General features: G+C 71.2%; 10 protein-coding genes. 6 read left to right on the top strand and 4 right to left on the bottom strand.

The features are described from left to right. The first annotated feature begins 31 nt into the window (after positions 1–31). The gene (locus OG329_RS27325) at positions 32–229 is read left to right on the top strand and encodes a hypothetical protein (protein WP_405798893.1); all 198 of its coding nucleotides are present in this window, start codon (positions 32–34) and stop codon (positions 227–229) included. A 97-nt stretch (positions 230–326) separates the two neighbouring features. Here OG329_RS27325 and OG329_RS27320 read toward each other — a convergent pair whose 3' ends face one another. The 4 genes from OG329_RS27320 to OG329_RS27305 form a co-directional block, all read right to left on the bottom strand. After that, a complete protein-coding gene (locus tag OG329_RS27320) occupies positions 327–1,169 on the bottom strand; it encodes a hypothetical protein (protein WP_405798891.1) in 843 nt (280 codons plus the stop codon). Between the two features lie 325 nt (positions 1,170–1,494). Continuing rightward, entirely contained in the window at positions 1,495–2,601 is a 1,107-nt protein-coding gene (gene prfB, locus OG329_RS27315; RefSeq protein ID WP_405798889.1) for a peptide chain release factor 2, read from the bottom strand. Positions 2,602–3,288: 687 nt separating this feature from the next. Continuing rightward, complete coding sequence (locus OG329_RS27310) at positions 3,289–4,536, bottom strand: protein kinase domain-containing protein (protein ID WP_405798887.1); 1,248 nt, start codon at positions 4,534–4,536, stop codon at positions 3,289–3,291. A gap of 203 nt (positions 4,537–4,739) precedes the next feature. Then, on the bottom strand, positions 4,740–6,398 hold the full coding sequence (locus OG329_RS27305) for a serine/threonine-protein kinase (protein ID WP_405798885.1): 1,659 nt from the start codon (positions 6,396–6,398) through the stop codon (positions 4,740–4,742). A 551-nt stretch (positions 6,399–6,949) separates the two neighbouring features. Here OG329_RS27305 and OG329_RS27300 point away from each other — a divergent pair. From OG329_RS27300 to OG329_RS27280, 5 genes are all read left to right on the top strand, one after another. Continuing rightward, entirely contained in the window at positions 6,950–10,276 is a 3,327-nt protein-coding gene (locus OG329_RS27300) for an FHA domain-containing protein (RefSeq protein ID WP_405802040.1), read from the top strand. A gap of 416 nt (positions 10,277–10,692) precedes the next feature. After that, positions 10,693–12,090, top strand: coding sequence for an ABC transporter substrate-binding protein (locus tag OG329_RS27295; protein ID WP_405798884.1), 1,398 nt, complete (start codon positions 10,693–10,695; stop codon positions 12,088–12,090). 4 nt (positions 12,091–12,094) lie between these two features. Continuing rightward, a complete protein-coding gene (locus tag OG329_RS27290) occupies positions 12,095–13,471 on the top strand; it encodes a carbohydrate ABC transporter permease (RefSeq protein WP_405798883.1) in 1,377 nt (458 codons plus the stop codon). Further along, positions 13,468–14,385, top strand: a complete 918-nt coding sequence (locus OG329_RS27285; RefSeq protein WP_405798881.1) for a carbohydrate ABC transporter permease — start codon at positions 13,468–13,470, stop codon at positions 14,383–14,385. Before OG329_RS27290 ends, OG329_RS27285 begins: the two co-directional genes overlap by 4 nt. Positions 14,386–14,523: 138 nt before the next feature. Continuing rightward, complete coding sequence (locus OG329_RS27280) at positions 14,524–16,767, top strand: CDP-glycerol glycerophosphotransferase family protein (RefSeq protein ID WP_405798880.1); 2,244 nt, start codon at positions 14,524–14,526, stop codon at positions 16,765–16,767. The last annotated feature ends 121 nt before the right edge of the window (positions 16,768–16,888 follow it).

Below are 16,888 nucleotides of genomic sequence, written 5' to 3'. Positions count from 1 at the left end.
GCGGCTCCGCGGCGCGGGAGGAGGAGAGCGCATGACCTTTGATCGGCTGGTGTGCGCCAACTGCGCGGGACCCGTCAGCGAGGGCCGGTGCCGGGTGTGCCGTGCGAACAGGGAGCGGCTGGAGCAGCAGGGCCCTCTCGGCGGTCTGAGTCCGGTGGCGCTGCTGACCCTGCTGGTGGTGCTGATAGCGGCGGTGGCGCTGGTGGCGGTGGGGCAACAGACGGCCTGAGCCGTCCCTGAGCATGCGGAAGGGCCCGGACACTGGTTTCAGTGTCCGGGCCCTTCCTTGTGCGCTTTTACGTGCTGCCTAAGGCGTCTTGGGTGTCCTAGGCGGCGGTGGCGCGGCTGCCGACCAGACGCGGGAGCATCCGGAAGCCGATGCCACCGGCGATCATGGTCGCGGCACCGATGAGCAGGAACGTGGTCTCGGCGGCGCCGGTCTCCGCCAGCTCCTCCTTGGCCTCGCCCTGCTCGACCGGCTGCGAACCGGCGTTGTCGGTGTCGGTGCCACCCGTGGTGTCGGTACCGCCGGTGGTGTCGGTGCCGCCCGTGGTGCCCGCGCTGGTGCCGCCGTTGCCACCGGTCTGGCCCTCGTCGGCGCCGCCGCTCTGGCCCTCGGTGGCGCCGTCGGACGTGCTGCCGTCGCTGGTGCCCTCGGAGGTGCCCTCCGACGTACCCTCGCTGGTCCCCTCCGAGGTGCCTTCCGAGGTGCCTTCCGAGGTGCCTTCCGACGTACCTTCGGAAGTTCCCTCGCTGGTGCCCTCCGAGGTGCCCTCGGACGTACCTTCGCTGGTGCCTACGGAGGTGCCCTCCGACGTACCCTCGCTGGTCCCTACGGAGGTGCCCTCCGACGTACCCTCGCTGGTGCCCTCGGAGGTGCCCTCCGACGTACCCTCGCTGGTGCCCTCGGACGTACCTTCGCTGGTCCCCTCGGAGGTGCCCTCCGTGGTGCCGACGACGGTGTTGCCGCCGTCGGTGCCCTCGGTGTCGCCGAGGCCGAGGCCGACGTCCAGACCGTTCTGGTTGACATCCGCGTTGGCGCTCAGACCACCGACGTTGACGTCGATGCCCACGGCCGAAGCGGCGCCCGCGGCGGTCAGCGAAGCACCGGCGGCGATAACCGCGCCGGCGGCGATTCGCGCTACGCGGATCCGCGTCTTCTTGGTCATGTGCTTGCTACCCCCAGTAGCTAATCGTGAATGGTGCAGCGGTCCGGGGCCGGCCGGTTGGGGGTCCATGCGTGCGGGTCCCCCGATCACACGCGCCCCGGAAATACGCATGCCGCGCGTTACCATTCCGAGTTTTCAGATTAGCGTCAAGGTCGTTGCGCGAACGATGCCCGGTTTTCAAGTCAGTTGTCCGCCGAGCGAGCAGTAACTGTGACATAAACGGGAACTGCCGCCTCCAGGGCGGCAGTTCCTTTGTCGACAAAGCGAGTCCCTTGTCAACGTGCGCAGTTGGGCCGCGACCTCGGCCGGAACCGCGGGAAGTGACTTAGCGTTCCTGCTGCTTGCGCCAGCGAATTCCGGCCTCCAGGAAGCCGTCGATCTCGCCGTCGAGCACGCCCTGGGGATTACCCACCTCGAACTCTGTACGGAGATCCTTGACCATCTGGTAGGGGTGCAGGACGTACGAACGCATCTGATTGCCCCACGAGTTGCCGCCGTCGCCCTTGAGGGCGTCCATCTTGGCCTGCTCCTCCTGGCGGCGGCGTTCGAGCAGCTTCGCCTGAAGGACGTTCATGGCGCTGGCCTTGTTCTGGATCTGCGAGCGTTCGTTCTGGCACGAGACGACGATGCCGGTGGGGAGGTGCGTGATCCGGACCGCGGAGTCCGTGGTGTTGACGCCCTGCCCGCCGGGGCCCGACGCGCGGTAGACATCCACGCGCAGCTCGGTCTCGTCGATCTCGACGTGGTCGCTGGACTCGACGACGGGAAGCACCTCGACACCCGCGAACGAGGTCTGACGGCGCCCCTGGTTGTCGAACGGCGAGATACGGACCAGCCGGTGGGTGCCCTGCTCGACGGAGAGCGTGCCGTAGGCGTACGGCGCCTTGACGACGAAGGTGGTCGACTTGATGCCGGCCTCTTCCGCGTACGACGTCTCGTAGACCTCGGTCGGGTAGTTGTGCCGCTCGGCCCAGCGGATGTACATGCGCTGAAGCTGCTCGGCGAAGTCCGCCGCGTCGACGCCGCCGGCCTCGGCCCGGATGTTGACGAGCGCCTGCCGCTCGTCGTACTCACCGGACAGGAGGGTGCGGACCTCCATCTCGTCGAGCGCCTTCTTCACGGAGGTGAGTTCCGACTCGGCCTCGTTACGGGCGTCGGCGTCGCCCTCGCTCTCGGCCAGCTCGAAAAGCACCTCGACATCGTCGATCCGGCTCCGCAGCGCCTCGGTCTTGCGCAGCTCGGCCTGGAGGTGCGACAGCTTGCTGGTGATCTTCTGCGCCGCCTCGGGGTCGTCCCAGAGGGACGGGGCGGCGGCCTGGTCCTCCAGGACAGCGATCTCGGCCCGCATCCTGTCGAGGTCGAGGACGGCCTCGATCGACCCCATGGTCGAGGAAAGGGACTTCAGCTCTTCGGATACATCGACGACTGCCACGCACCCAGCCTAACGGCTGCCGGATAAAACCCCGCCGCCACGGTTTGCCGTCCGGCGGGGAGCGGTGTGCCCCTTGCCGCGCCGGGCCGGGAGCGGCGTGAACCGGACCACGCCCGCCCGCCCGCCCGCAACGACCGGCCGGGCACGCGCCCTGTCCCCGAGTCGCGGGACATGCACGTGCTCTGTGCCCAAGCGCCGGACGGGCACGGGGTCTGTCCTCAAACGCCGGACGGGGCACGTGCTGTGTCCTCAAACGCCGGACGGGCTTCTACACGCCCCACCCGGCGCCCATCTCAAGCCCGGCGGGCACTTCAAGCCTGTCCGGCGATTGAGGACGCCACCCACCGGCCGGTGGAATCCCAAGCCCGTCCGGCGCCCACCCCAAGCCCGTCCGGCGCTTGAGGACGAACCGACCACCGACCGAACCCGTCTCAAGCCCCGCCCGGCCGGCACTTCAAGCCCGTCCGGCGATTGAGGACACCACCCACCGGCCGGTGGAATCCCAAGCCCGTCCGGCGCTTAAGGACGAACCAACCACCGACCGAACCCGTCTCAAGCCCCGCCCGGCCGGCACTTCAAGCCCGTCCGGCGATTGAGGACACCACCCACCGGCCGGTGGAATCCCAAGCCCGTCCGGCGATTGAGGACGAACCGGCCACCGGACGGACCCGGTCGCGTCAGCCCGGCCTACGGAACCGGCGGAGCCGACCGCGTGTCGGACGGGGCACGCTCCGCGCCGTCGCTGCTCGTCGCCAGCCACCCACCCACGCCCAGGACGGCGATCAGCAGCACAGCCGTCACGCCCAGCGTGATCCGGCGCTTGCGGACGGCCTCCGCCTTGTGCCGCGCCGATCCCGGCCTGCGCTGGCCGGCCGCGCGCGGGGCCCGCGCCGTACCGCGCGCGCCGCCCGCCAGCTCGTCGGGGGCGGGGACCCGCATGCTCGTGTGGGTGTCGCGGTTGGAGTCGGGTGCCGCTCCGGGCACGAGCGGGACGGCGCCCCGGCGGCGCGGCTGCTCCGCCGCCGGAACCTGCGCGGCCTCGGTGTCGGCGTACGACCGCTCCTCCTCGGTCAGCTCGGCGTCGGGCTCGTCCACCTCCAAGGAGGGCATGCCGGCGAGCTGCGGAAGCTGCTCCCGCAGCCGCGCGGCCAGCTCGGAGGCGCGCAGCCGGGAGGCCGGGGCCTTGGCCAGGCACTGGACGAGGAGCTGCCACAGCTCGTCGGGGATGCCCGGCAGCGGCACCACGGTCTCGGTGACATGGCGGCGCAGGACGGCTCCGGGGTGCCCGCCCCCGAAGGGCGTGAAGCCGGCCAGCAGCTCGTACAGGACCGTCGCGAGCGCGTAGATGTCGACGGCGGCGCGCGGCGGCAGGCCCTCGACGATCTCGGGCGCCAGATAGTCGGGGGTGCCGATGATCCTGGTCGCCTTCGTACGGCGGGGGGTGTCGATCAGCTTCGCGACGCCGAAGTCGGTGAGCAGCGCGGGGTGCGAGCCGCCGGGGCCGATCGGGCCCTCCATGTCGAGCAGGATGTTCTCGGGCTTGACGTCGCGGTGTACGACCCCGGCGGCGTGCGCGGCGGCGAGGCCGTCGGCGACATCGGCGACGACGGCGACCGCGGCCTCCGGTGCGAGCCGGCGCTCGCGGTCGAGGCGGGTGCGCAGGTCGGTGCCGCGGACCAGCTCCATGACGAGTGCCAGGTCGTTGCCGTCCACGACGAGGTCGCGGACGGCGACCACGCGCGGGTGGTCGAGTCCGAGCAACGCGGTGCGCTCCTGTACGAAGCGCCCGACCAGTTCCTGGTCGGAGGCGAGGTCTTCGCGCAACAGCTTGATGGCGACGGGGCCCTCGGGGCCCTCGCCGAGCCACACCGTGCCGGCGCTGCCCCGCCCCAGGATCTGATGGGCGGTGTACCGGCTGCCGATATTCCGTGCCAAGACTGCTCCCTCAGCGGCTGGCTTTGCCCATCAAAGTACGCGGGTATCGGGGTGTTCAATGCCCGGTACCGCGTCAACGTTCACTTCTACGGGGGAATTGATCCCGCAGGTATCGACAAAGCGACTGAAGTACCTGAACCGCGCCGGTGCCGGCGGGAAGCCCCATCGGCACCGGTCACCGGCACCGGTCACCGGCACGGGTCTCAGTTGGCTCCGGAGCCCGAACCGCCGAGGTCCGAGACCCAGCCCGACACCGTGTCGACGGTGTCGGTGATCGTCTGCCAGTAGCTCTTGCCCTCCCCGATCCAGTCCTGGAGCGGGGTCAGCTCCCACACGAGCCAGCCGGCGACGAACAGCAGGACCAGCGTGAACAGACAGCCCTTGAGGCAGCCGAGGCCGGGGATCCGCATCGGGTTGGAGCTGCGCTGCCGGGGCTGCCGCGGTGCGGGCGGCTGGGGCTGCTGAGGCACGGGCGGTGGCTGCGGCGGGGCGTACCGCTGTTGCTGCTGCGGAGGCGGTGCGTAGCGCTGGTGTTGGGGCGGCTGCGGCTGCTGCGGCGGATAGGGCTGCGGGGCGCGCTGCGGCTGCTGGGGCGGCGGGGCCTGGCGCTGGCCGCCCTGGCCCTGGGGCCGCTGGGGCCGGCGCCTGAGCGGGTCCTGGCTCGGGTCCAGATACTGGACCTGGGTCTGTTCGTTGCGGTCGCGCGCGGCCCTGAGCTGGTTCTGCCAGGGGTGCGGGTCCTCGGGGCGCGGTCCGGCGCCGGGAGCGCCGGGGCCGCCGGGGCCGACCGGCATGACCGACGTCGGGTCGGCGCCGCCCGGCGCGCCGGGCGCGTTCGGCGCGTTGGTCGGCAGGACGCTCGTCGCGGCGGCCGGGTCGTACGATCCGGCGTTGCTCGGCAGGACCTGGGTCGGGTCGGCGGCGCCGGGCTCACCGGGCACCGTGGTGGGCGACGGATCGGGCAGCAGCAGGGCCGCCACCCCCATCGCCGCGTTGACCTGGGCGGACGTCGAGTGCACACCGATGCCGGAGGCGACGGTGCGCAGGGCGCGGGCGAGATTCACGGCGCTGGGCCGCTCGTCGGGCTCCTTACGGAGGCAGCGCTCGATGACCGTCCACAGCGGATCGGGGACGGTGGAGGGGCGCCGGGGCTCCTCACTGAGGTGCCGGTGGAGCACTTCGAGGGCCGTGCCGCCGGCGAACGGCGGGCGGCCGGTGACCAGCTCGTACAGCAGGATGCCGGCGCCGTAGATGTCGACGGCGGAGGTCTGCGGGCGTCCCTCGGCGGACTCCGGCGCGACATAGGCGGGCGTGCCGACGAACTCGTGTGTCCGGGTCAGCCCCGGGGAGTCGGCGAGCCGGGCGATGCCGAAGTCGGTCAGCATCGGGTGGAGCTGGTCGCCGTCGTCCTTCAGCAGGACGTTGGCGGGCTTGAGGTCGCGGTGTACGACGCCGTCGGCGTGGCTGGCGGCCAGCGCGTCCGCGATCTGGGCGGTGAGCAGCGAGGCGGCGACCGGGCTGAACGGGCCGTTCTGCCGCAGGTAGTGGTGCAGGTCGGGGCCCTCGACCAGATCCATGACGAGGGCGAGCAGGTCACCCTCGACGACCAGGTCGCGGGTCCGCACGATGTTGGGGTGGGTCAGACGGAGCAGGACGGAGCGCTCGCGGAGGAAGCGCATCACCACGTCCGCGTCGTTCGCCAGCTCCTCCTTGAGAACCTTGATCGCGACGGTCTCGCCGGGCTGCCCGGCCACCGCCGCCTCGGCGCCCGCGGTCTCCCGCTGACGGGCTCGCCAGACGGTGCCCGTGGCCCCGCGCCCGATGGGCTCCTCGAGGAGGTACTTGCTGCCTACCGGCCGCACGTCATGCGCTCCCTGCTGCTGGTGGTCCTTGCATGGCCCCGGGCCCACCCGGGTGTCCGACCTACTTTAGGGCCTGTCGTTCGGATCCTGCCGGGCTCGCGGTCCCTGGCACGCACGCTTGCCGCGTTCGCACGCACCAACGTGACATCGGCCGCTGCCGCGGCGGGCGCTCCCTGATCCGGCCTGATCCGAAAGACAGGCCCTAAAGGTCTCGCGTACTTTTCCGTCGCGGTCATGTTCGAGAGGAAGACGCGCCCCTCCTGCGGATGGTTGCCAGTCAGGTGTACCCGCGAGGTCCACGGATGATCCCAACCCGCTCCCAACCATGCACTTTTGCACCCACAGCCGACCATTCAAGATCACTTACCCCCGGTCCGTGGGCGTGTTGTCGGTGGCAGGTGCGAAGATGCCACCCAGCACTCGATGTGTGGGGTCGTTCGCTCACCGTCCGTGCCGACCTGTACCGGACGATGTGTCGGTGCCGGGTGGGGGGATTCACACAGGGCAGCACCCCTGCCGGGCACCCCGCGCAGAAGGGACCGCTGACGGCGATGCAGATCCGGCTGACCGTCCTCGCGCCGCGCAGCGGCCATCCTGCGGGGCGCGCGTGCGACGTGCTCGTCACCGCCCCGGCGGGGACGGCGCTCGCCACCGTCGCCTCCGCCCTGGCCACGGCCGTCTCCGGTCCGGACGTCTCGGGCGCCGTTGTGCTGTACGCGGGGCGGGAGCGGCTGGACGCGCAGCGCCGCACGCTGGGCGAGCCGCCGCTGGTGGACGGCGCGGTGCTCTCCCTCCAGATCCCCGGCGAGGACGACGCGCCTACGGACGACGTCCCGGCCCAGCTCCATGTGGTCGCCGGTCCGGACGCGGGCGGGGTCCATCTGCTGCACGGCGGCCAGGTCAGGATCGGCCGCTCGGCCGAGGCCGACGTACCGCTCGACGATCCGGACGTGTCACGGCTGCACTGCTCGGTGACGGTGGCCGACGACGGCCATGTCTCGGTGGCCGACCTGCATTCCACGAACGGCACGACGCTCGAAGGCGTGCGGGTCGGCTCCCGCGCGGTCCCGCTGCCGGCGGGTGCCCTGCTGCGGCTGGGCGAGTCCGCGCTGCGGCTCACCCCGGGCGGCCGGATGCCGACGCTGGCGGTGACGCCGGACGGCGAGGGACATCTGCGGATCACGCGCGGAGACGGGGACGTGGACGGCGCGGGCGGCAAAGCCTCCGGCGCGGCAGGATCGGGGACGCCGGGGTCGGGGACGTACGGCGGCCCGCGGTCCGGCCAGGACTCGGGGGCGTACGGAACGGGCGCCCCCGGCGGTCGTACGGTCCACGCGTACACCCAGGGCGGGCAGGGCGGGCAGGGAGGTTACGGCGGCCCGGCCGTCACACCCCGGGTGCCCGATCCGCGCACGCCCCGTTCCGACGCCGACACCCGCTACGGCGACGCCCTGTACGCGCCGGTGCCCGGCGCCGCCGGGCACCTCGCGCACGACCGCGCGGACAGCGACGAGGCGCACGGCGCGGCCGACGACGGCCCGCAGGGGCACAGCAGGGCGCCCGGCTCCCGCCGGCAGGGCACGCCCACGCGCGGCACGGAGCTGCCCGAGGGCCCCGGCAGACGGCGCGGCGGCGGCATAGGCGCCTGGGCCCGGCGGCTGGCCGGCACCCGCGGTGAGGAGTTCCCCGGCGAGGACGGTCTCCCGGCGGCCACCGGCTCCGACGATCTCGCACCGGGCCGCGCGCCCCTGGACGACACCTGGCCCGACCCCGCCTCCGTACTGATGACGGCGCTGGGCCCCGGCCCCCGGCTGTGGGAGCGCGGCCCCGGCCACCCCGAATCGCTCGTCCTGCGGCTGGGCACCACCGAGCGCCTGTCCCCGGACGGCTCCGGTCCGCTGCCCTCCGTACCGGTGACGGTGAGCCTGCGCGAAGCCGGTTCGCTCGGTCTCGCGGGTCCCCGGGAGCGGCTGACCGGTCTGGCCCGGTCGGCCGTGGCGCAGCTCGCCGCGCTGCACTCGCCCGCCGATCTGGAGATGGTGCTGATCAGCGCCGACCGGGCGAGAAGTCTGGAGCAGCGCAAACGGGAGTGGGGCTGGTTCGGCTGGCTGCCGCACGCGCGCCCGGCCCACGGCCAGGACTGCCGGCTGCTCCTCGCCTACGACCGGGAGCAGGCCGCCGCCCGGCTGGGCGAGTTGACGCGCCGGCTGGACGACGGGCCGCTCGGTACGGCGTGGGCGTCGGCCGACAGCCGCTCCGTCGCCGAGGCCGCCGCGCGGTACGAGGGGACGTCCACCCTGGTGGTCGTGGACGGCGATCCCGGCTCGGCCGCGCTGCGCGAGATCTCGGCGCGGCTGGCGGGCGCGGGCTCCGTGGCCGGTGTGCATGTGATCTGTCTGGCCGAGACTCCGGCGGCCTCGCCCGTCTCCCCGGTGGCCGCGACGTACGAGACGGCGTGCGCGGCCTCGCTGGCTTTCCGGGAGTGCGGGGCGGTGGCGATGCTGAGCGGTGATGTGGCGACGGCGCTGCGGCTGCTGCGGACGGCGGTGGGACAGCCCGCCGGGCAGGGCACGGTCGCTACGGTGGACGCGGTGTCCCCGGCGTGGGCCGACCGTTTCGGCCGGGCGCTGGCCCCTCTCCGTACGGAGGCGGGCAGTGCCGCCTCGGCGGGACGGCGCAGGCAGGCCGCGGTACTGCCGCGTTCGGCGCGGCTGCTGGACGAGCTGGGGCTGGCACGGGCGACCCCGGCGTCCCTGATGGCGCGCTGGGCGGCGTCGGCGGCGGGCAGCAGCGCGGTGCTGGGCACGGGGCCGCACGGCCCGGTGACGGTGGATCTGGTGGAGGAGGGCCCGCATCTGCTGATCGAGGGTCCCGCGGGCAGTGGCCGTACGGAGCTGCTGCGGGCCGTCGCGGCGTCCCTGGCGGCGGGTGGCCGCCCGGACAGACTCGGTCTGCTGCTGGTGGACGGCGCGGGCGGTGAGCGCGGCGAGGGGCTGCTGGCCTGTACGGAGCTGCCGCATGTGACCGAGCATCTGGTGGCGTCGGACCCGGTCCGGATGCGGGAGTTCGCGCAGGCGCTGAGCGCGGAGTTGAAGCGCCGCGCGGAGGTGCTGGGGCGGCTGGACTTCGCCGAGTGGCACAACAGACGTGAGGTCGCCGAGCGGATGGTGGGCCAGCGCGCGCCGAGCCCCGCCGAGCGCCAAAGCGCGCAGGGCACGCTGGGCGCACCAGGCGCGCAGGCCGCTCCGGGTGCCCGGCCCGGCGACCCGGAGCGCCCGGCCACGGCGGGCGACGGCACCCTGCGGCTGCGGCAGACCTCGTCCCGTACGCGCGGCGAGCCCGGCCCCGGCCCGGTCCTCCCCAGGCTCATCGTCCTCGTCGACGACTACGACGCCCTGGTCGCGCCCGCGTTGGGCAGTCCGGGCCGCCCGGCGGCCGGTTCGGTCGTACGGGCGCTGGAGGCGGTGGCCCGGGACGGCGAGCGCCTGGGCGTCCATCTGGTCGCGACGTCCGCCCGCCCCGAACGGACATCGGAGACGGAGCTGGCGGGCCGCGCCCGGCTGCGGGTGGTGCTGGACATGCCACCGGTGGCGCCCGCCCCGGACGATCCGCTTCCCGGTCGCGGCAGGCTCGGGCATCCGGACGGCCGGGTGACCCCGTTCCAGGGCGGCCGGGTGACGGGCCGTATCCCCCGTACGGCGACACTGCGGCCCACTGTCGTCCCGCTGGAGTGGGAGCGTATGGGCGACCCGCCGGCCCGCCGCCCTGTACGCGAGTTGGGCAACGGCCCGACAGACCTGGCGCTGCTCGCAAGTGCCCTGGAAAGGGCGGCCCGTTCGGTATCGGCGGTGCCTGTGGGACCACTGGGACCGGTCTGACAGGGCCTGTTGGCGCGGCGTCACCGGAGCGGTCACCGGAGAGTCCGCCGGAGCGGTCGCCGGAACGTCCGCCGGAGCGGTCACCGGGCAAATCCAACGACGGCCACATAGCCCCCACTTGGTCGGTTCACAGTGCCCGAAAGCGGACATCCTGAAGTCAGGAGCCGTTATTGGTTCAGACCTCGACGGCTCTCCATGCCTTCACACCTCTGAAATTACCCCTACGTCCGTAAACGACGTCACAGGCCCATCACGATCTTCGAATTGAAGCCCAAGACAGTATTGCGGCCTACGGTCCCGGCGCGTAGGACTTACCGCACGGGACAAGGACGGCGTCGTCGGCTCGCTCGGGGCGCCGGTCCGCATGCGTAAACATGCGTCAAGATCCGCACGCGCACGGGAGAGACGGGGCAGTCATGCGTACAACTCTTAACGGCCGCAAGGTCATTGGAGCACGCTCAGCAGTACGAGGTACACACAGAGCGGTGGTGGCGGCCGCGGTCGTCGGCGCGGTGGTGCTCACCGGATGCAGTGGCGACTCGGAGAGCGACAAGGGGGACGGTGGGAGCGAGAGCAAGAAGCCCGCGACCACGGTCGAACTGCCCAAGCTGGACGGCGAGAAGATCCAGGTGGCCGCCGTCTGGACCGGGCAGGAGCAGAAGAACTTCACCAAGGTCCTGGACGAGTTCGAGAAGCGCACCGGGGCGACGGTCACGTTCGTCCCCGCGCAGGACCCGATCGTGAACTTCCTCGGTACGAAGATCGCCGGTGGCAGCCCGCCCGACGTGGCGCTGCTCCCGCAGGTCGGCGCGCTCACGCAGGCGGTCGAGAAGAAGTGGGCCAAGCCGGCCGGCGCCGAGGCGAAGGCGCAGTTGGCGAAGAATTACGGCAAGGGCTGGGCGGACCTCGGCGCTGTCGACGGCGAGCAGTACGGCGTGTACTACAAGGCCGCCAACAAGTCGCTGGTCTGGTACAACAACACCGTCTTCGAGAACGCGGGCGCGGCCGAGCCGAAGACCTGGAAGGAATTCCTGACGACCGCCGAGACGATCTCGGCGTCCGGCGTCACCCCGGTCTCGGTCGGCGGCGCCGACGGCTGGACCCTCACCGACTGGTTCGAGAACATCTACCTGTCGCAGGCCGGCCCGGAGAAGTACGACCAGTTGGCCAAGCACGAGATCAAGTGGACCGACCCGTCTGTGGCCACCGCGCTGACGACGCTCGCCGAGCTGTGGGGCAAGCCCGCCCTGATCGCCGGTGGCGCGAACGGCGCGCTCCAGGTCGAGTTCCCCGCCTCCGTCACACAGACGTTCACCGGTGGTGACACCCCGAAGGCCGGCATGGTCTTCGCCGCGGACTTCGCCGGCGTGAACGTGACCGAGGCCGGTGCCGCGGTCGGCACGGACGCGAAGATCTTCCCGTTCCCGGCCGTGGGCGCCGACTCCCCGGTGGTGACCGGTGGCGACGCGGCCGTCGCGCTGACGGACAGCAAGGGCGCGCAGGCGCTGCTGGCCTTCCTGGCGTCCACGGACGCCGCGGAGATCCAGGCGAAGGCGGGCGGCTTCATCTCGCCGAACAAGGCGGTGGACAGCGCGGCGTACCCGAACGACGTGCAGCGTGACATCGCCAAGGCGCTCATCGACGCCGGCGACGACTTCCGCTTCGACATGTCGGACCAGATGCCGCAGTCGTTCGGCGGTACGCCCGGCAAGGGCGAGTGGAAGGCCCTCCAGGACTTCCTGAAGAACCCGAAGGACGTCAAGGGCGCTCAGGAGCAGCTCGAGTCGGACGCCGCCAAGGCATTCAAGAGCTGACGCGGTGACTTCCGCGACAACAGGGGGCGCCGTCACCAAGGCGCCGGCGCCCCCGCCCCCCACCAAGGGGAAGCGCAAGAGTGTGACAGGCACACGTAAAGGGCTCGCGGTGGCGTTCATGCTGCCCGCGCTGGTGCTGCTGGGCGCGCTCGTGGTCTACCCGATCGGGTTCTCCGTCTACAGGTCGTTCTTCGACCAGTCCGGCGACGGCTTCGCGGGCTTCGACAACTATGTGGAGATATTCACCGAGGACACCATCCGGACGGCGATCAAGAACAACTTGATCTGGGTGATCGTGGCCCCGACGGTCGCCACCGCCCTCGGTCTGATCTTCGCCGTACTCACCGAACGGGTGCGCTGGGGAACGGCGTTCAAGCTGATCGTCTTCATGCCGATGGCGATCTCGATGCTCGCGTCGGGCATCATCTTCCGGCTGGTGTACGAGCAGGCTCCGGAGCGCGGCATCGCCAACGCCGTCGCCGTGGGCGTGCACGACACCTTCTCCGAATCGGCCGGCTATCCGAAGGCGCGCCCGCTGCCGGTGCATCCGCTGAAGGCGGGCGAGGCCAAGGGCTCGTTCGTCACCAAGACACCGGTCACGGCGGGCACGCCGGTGCTGATCCCGCTGGTCGGCGTGCCCCCGGACAAGATGCCGTCGGACGCGAAGCTCGCCAAGGCGGACAACGCCGGCGCCACCGACAGCGGCGGCGAGATCACCGGCACCGCCTGGCTGGACTTCACCAAGGGCGGCGGCGGCAAGCCGAACATCGTCGACCCCAAGGAACTGGGCCTGCCCGGCCTCAAGATCGAGGCGGTCAAGGACGGCAAGGTCGTCGGGTCCGCCACCGCCGGGTCCGACGGTACGTTCAGCCTGCCGGCCTCGGCGGACGGAGCCGTACTCCAGTTGCCCGAGAGCAACTTCCGGGAGCCGTACAACGGTGTGGACTGGCTCGGCCCGAACCTCGTCACCCCCGCGATCATCGGCAGCTATCTGTGGATGTGGGCGGGCTTCGCGATGGTGCTGATCGGTGCCGGTCTGGCGAGCATGCCGCGTGAACTGCTGGAGGCAGCGCGGGTCGACGGCGCGAACGAGTGGCAGGTGTTCCGCCGGATCACCGTCCCGCTGCTCGCACCGGTCCTGGCCGTCGTCATGGTCACCCTGATGATCAATGTGCTGAAGATCTTCGACCTGGTGCTGATCATCGCGCCGGGCTCCTCCCAGGACGACGCGAACGTGCTGGCGCTCCAGCTCTACCGCTCGTCGTTCGGCACGGACGCCAACGTCGGCGTGGGCAGCGCGATCGCCGTGTTCCTGCTGCTGCTCGTGATCCCGGTGATGCTCTTCAACATTCGCCGGATGCGACAGGAGAACCGCCGATGACCACCACCGACACTCCGGTAAGGGCGAAGCGGTCGCTGCCCGCCGACACGACGGTCAAGGCGAAGCAGTCCCTGCCGGCCCGGCTGGCCTCCAAGGTGAGCGGCGGGGCCGTCCAGGTCTTCCTCGTCCTGATCGCCCTGTTCTGGCTGATGCCGACGATCGGTCTGCTGTTCTCCTCGCTGCGCGGCTCGTCCGACATCGCGGCGAGCGGCTGGTGGGAGGTCTTCACCAAGCCGGCGCAGCTCACCACCGAGAACTACTCGGAGCTGCTGTCCAACGACATCATCACCAACTCCCTGTGGTCCACGGTGATGATCACGGTCCCGTCGACCGTGCTGACCGTCGTGATCGGCTCGCTCGCCGGCTACGCCTTCGCGTGGATGGACTTCCCGGGCCGCGACTGGTGGTTCATGCTCGTCGTGGGACTGCTGGTGGTCCCGGTCCAGGTCGCGCTGATCCCGGTCTCCGAACTCTTCGGCAAGATCGGGATCTTCGAGACGACGTTCGGCGTGGTGATGTTCCACGTCGCCTTCGGACTGCCCTTCGCGATCTTCCTCCTGCGGAACTTCTTCGCGCAGATCCCACGCGAACTCCTGGAGGCGGCCCGCCTCGACGGCGCGGGCGAGATCCGGCTGTTCACCCGGGTCGTGATGCCGCTCGGCGGTCCCGCGATCGCCTCGCTCGGCATCTTCCAGTTCCTGTGGGTGTGGAACGACATGCTGGTGGCCCTGATCTTCGCGGACTCCGAGAATCCGCCGATCACGGTCGCTCTCCAGCAGCAGGTACGGCAGTTCGGCAACAACATCGACGTGCTGGCGCCCGGCGCCTTCCTGTCGATGATCATCCCGTTGGCCGTGTTCTTCATGTTCCAGCGGCAGTTCGTCTCGGGGGTCATGGCGGGGGCGGTCAAGTAGGGCCGCTTCGGGCACCCGTTCGACGGAAAAGTACGCCAAAAGGGGCGGGCCGGTTCAACTACCGGCCCGCCCCGCGTATTTGTCCCCCGTATGCCACGTCTGGCGTAACCAGGTCACTCAATCGGCCGTTCCCGAGCCATGGCCCGGTTCAGCATCATCGTCCCCGCGTACAAGGTCCAGGCGTACTTGCAGGAGTGTCTGCGGTCGGTGCTCGACCAGACCTACGAGGATTTCGAACTCGTCGCCGTGGACGACGGATCACCCGACGCCTGCGGGACGATCATCGACGAATTCGCCGCCGGCGACCCGCGCGTCGTCGCCGTACACCTGGCGGAGAACGAGGGCCTGGGCCCCGCCCGTAACGCCGGCATCGCACGGGCCACCGGCGACTACCTGATCTTCCTCGACGGCGACGACACCCTCACCCCCGGCGCGCTCCAGACGATCGCCGACCGGCTCAAGGAGACGGCCGGCCCCGACGTCCTCGTCTACGACTACGCCCGTACGTACTGGTCGGGCGAAGTGGTCCGCAACATCCTCTCCGACCTGCTCGACGAGTCCGGCCCCGCGCCGTTCCGACTCACCGACAGACCGGGCCTGTTGAGGGTGCTGATGGTCGTCTGGAACAAGGCGTACCGCCGCGAGTACATCGAACGGCAGGGCTTCGCCTTCCCGCCCGGCTTCTACGAGGACACGCCCTGGACCTTCCCCGCGCTGATGGCCGCGGACTCGATCGCGACGCTCGACCGCGTCTGTGTGCACTACCGGCAGCGGCGCCAGGGCAACATCCTGTCCACCACCAGCCGCAAGCACTTCGACATCTTCGACCAGTACGACCGGGTCTTCGCGTTCATCGACTCACGGCCCGCGCTGGACGAGTGGCGCCCCGTGCTGTTCCGGCGGATGCTCGACCACTTCTCCAAACTCGTCGCCGCCCGGGGGCGGTTGCCGCGCCGCAGCCGCCCCGAGTTCTTCCGCCGGGCCCGCGCCCACCACCGCCGCCACCGCACGCCGGGCTCGGCACCGCTGCGCCGGGACCGACTGCGCCACACCCTGCTGCGGTTCGGCGCCCACCGCACGTACCGCGCGCTGTGGACGGCGCAGCGCGCGCAGATCGGCGCCCGGCGGGTCGCCACGGCCCTGGGCGCGGCCGTGCGCGCCGGGGCGCTGAACCTGCACTACCGGATCCAACGGTGCCTGCCCGTACGGGAGAACCGGGCGGTCTTCGCGGCGTACGACGGCCGGGGTTACGCCTGCAACCCGGCGGCCATCGAGGAGAAGGTCCGCGAACTCGCCCCGCACATCGGCACGTCGTGGATCGGCCGCGCCGAGTACCACCACACCGTGCCCACCGGCACCCGCAAACTGCGCCCCGGCAGCTTCGGCTACTGGACGGCGCTCGCGCGCGACAAGTACCTCGTCAACAACGTCAACTTCGACCGGCGCCTGATCAAACGCCCGCAACAGATCCTCCTCCAGACGCACCACGGCACCCCGCTCAAATCGATGGGCCTCGACCTCCAGGACCACCCGGCGGCGGCCCGCCGTACCGAGTTCGACCACCTCCTCGCGGGCGTCGACCAGTGGGACTTCTCCCTCTCGGCGAACCGTCACTCCACCCTGGTGTGGGCGAAGGCGTATCCGGCCGGCCACACGGCGCTCGAGTACGGCTATCCCCGCAACGACGTGTTCCAGCACGCCACTTCGGCCGATGTCGCCCGGCTGCGGGAGTCCCTGGACATCCCCGAGGGCTTCACGGCCGTGCTGTACGCGCCCACACAGCGCGACTACCGGCGCACCCCGTACGTCCCGCTGGACCTGGAACGCCTCGTCCAGGCCCTGGGCCCGCGCTTCGTGGTGCTGACCCGCGCCCACCACACGTACGAGGCACCCCTGCCGCACACCCCGCACCCGCGCATCATCGACGTCTCGGGCCACCACCGGGTCGAGTCGCTGTGCCTGGCCGCCGACGCGCTCATCACGGACTACTCGTCGCTGATGTTCGACTACGTGAATCTGGACCGCCCCGTCGTGATTCACATCGACGACTGGGAGGCGTACGAGGCGGCCCGCGGCACCTACTTCGACGTCCGCGCCTTCCCACCGGGCGCGGTGGCGCGCGACGAGGACGACCTGATCGACATCTTCACCACGGACCACTGGCGCGGCTCCCGCTCGGCCCAACTGCGCGCGGCGTTCCGGGCCCGCTTCTGCCCGTACGACGACGGGCTCGCGGCGGAACGGGTGGTCCGCCGCGTCTTCCTGGGCGAAACGACGGGCCTCCCGACCCCGGTCCCCCTGGAGTCCCGCACCCCGGCACCGTCGCCGCTGTCGCTGCCGCAGCAACGGCAGGGGCGGAACATGTCGGAGGTACGGCGCTGATCCGGCGGACCGGCCCATTCCTCATCACAGTAACGTGACGGAATCTCCACCCGAGCTCCAATTACCTTCACGACGTCTTCACTTACTGTCATGCTGCTCCGGCTGAGACAACAACCAGCAA

Source organism: Streptomyces sp. NBC_01506 (assembly GCF_045040295.1).
Lineage (GTDB): Bacteria > Actinomycetota > Actinomycetes > Streptomycetales > Streptomycetaceae > Streptomyces.
The sequence above is the reverse complement of the archived record's forward strand: the minus strand, read 5'-3'. Positions and strand labels throughout refer to the sequence as shown.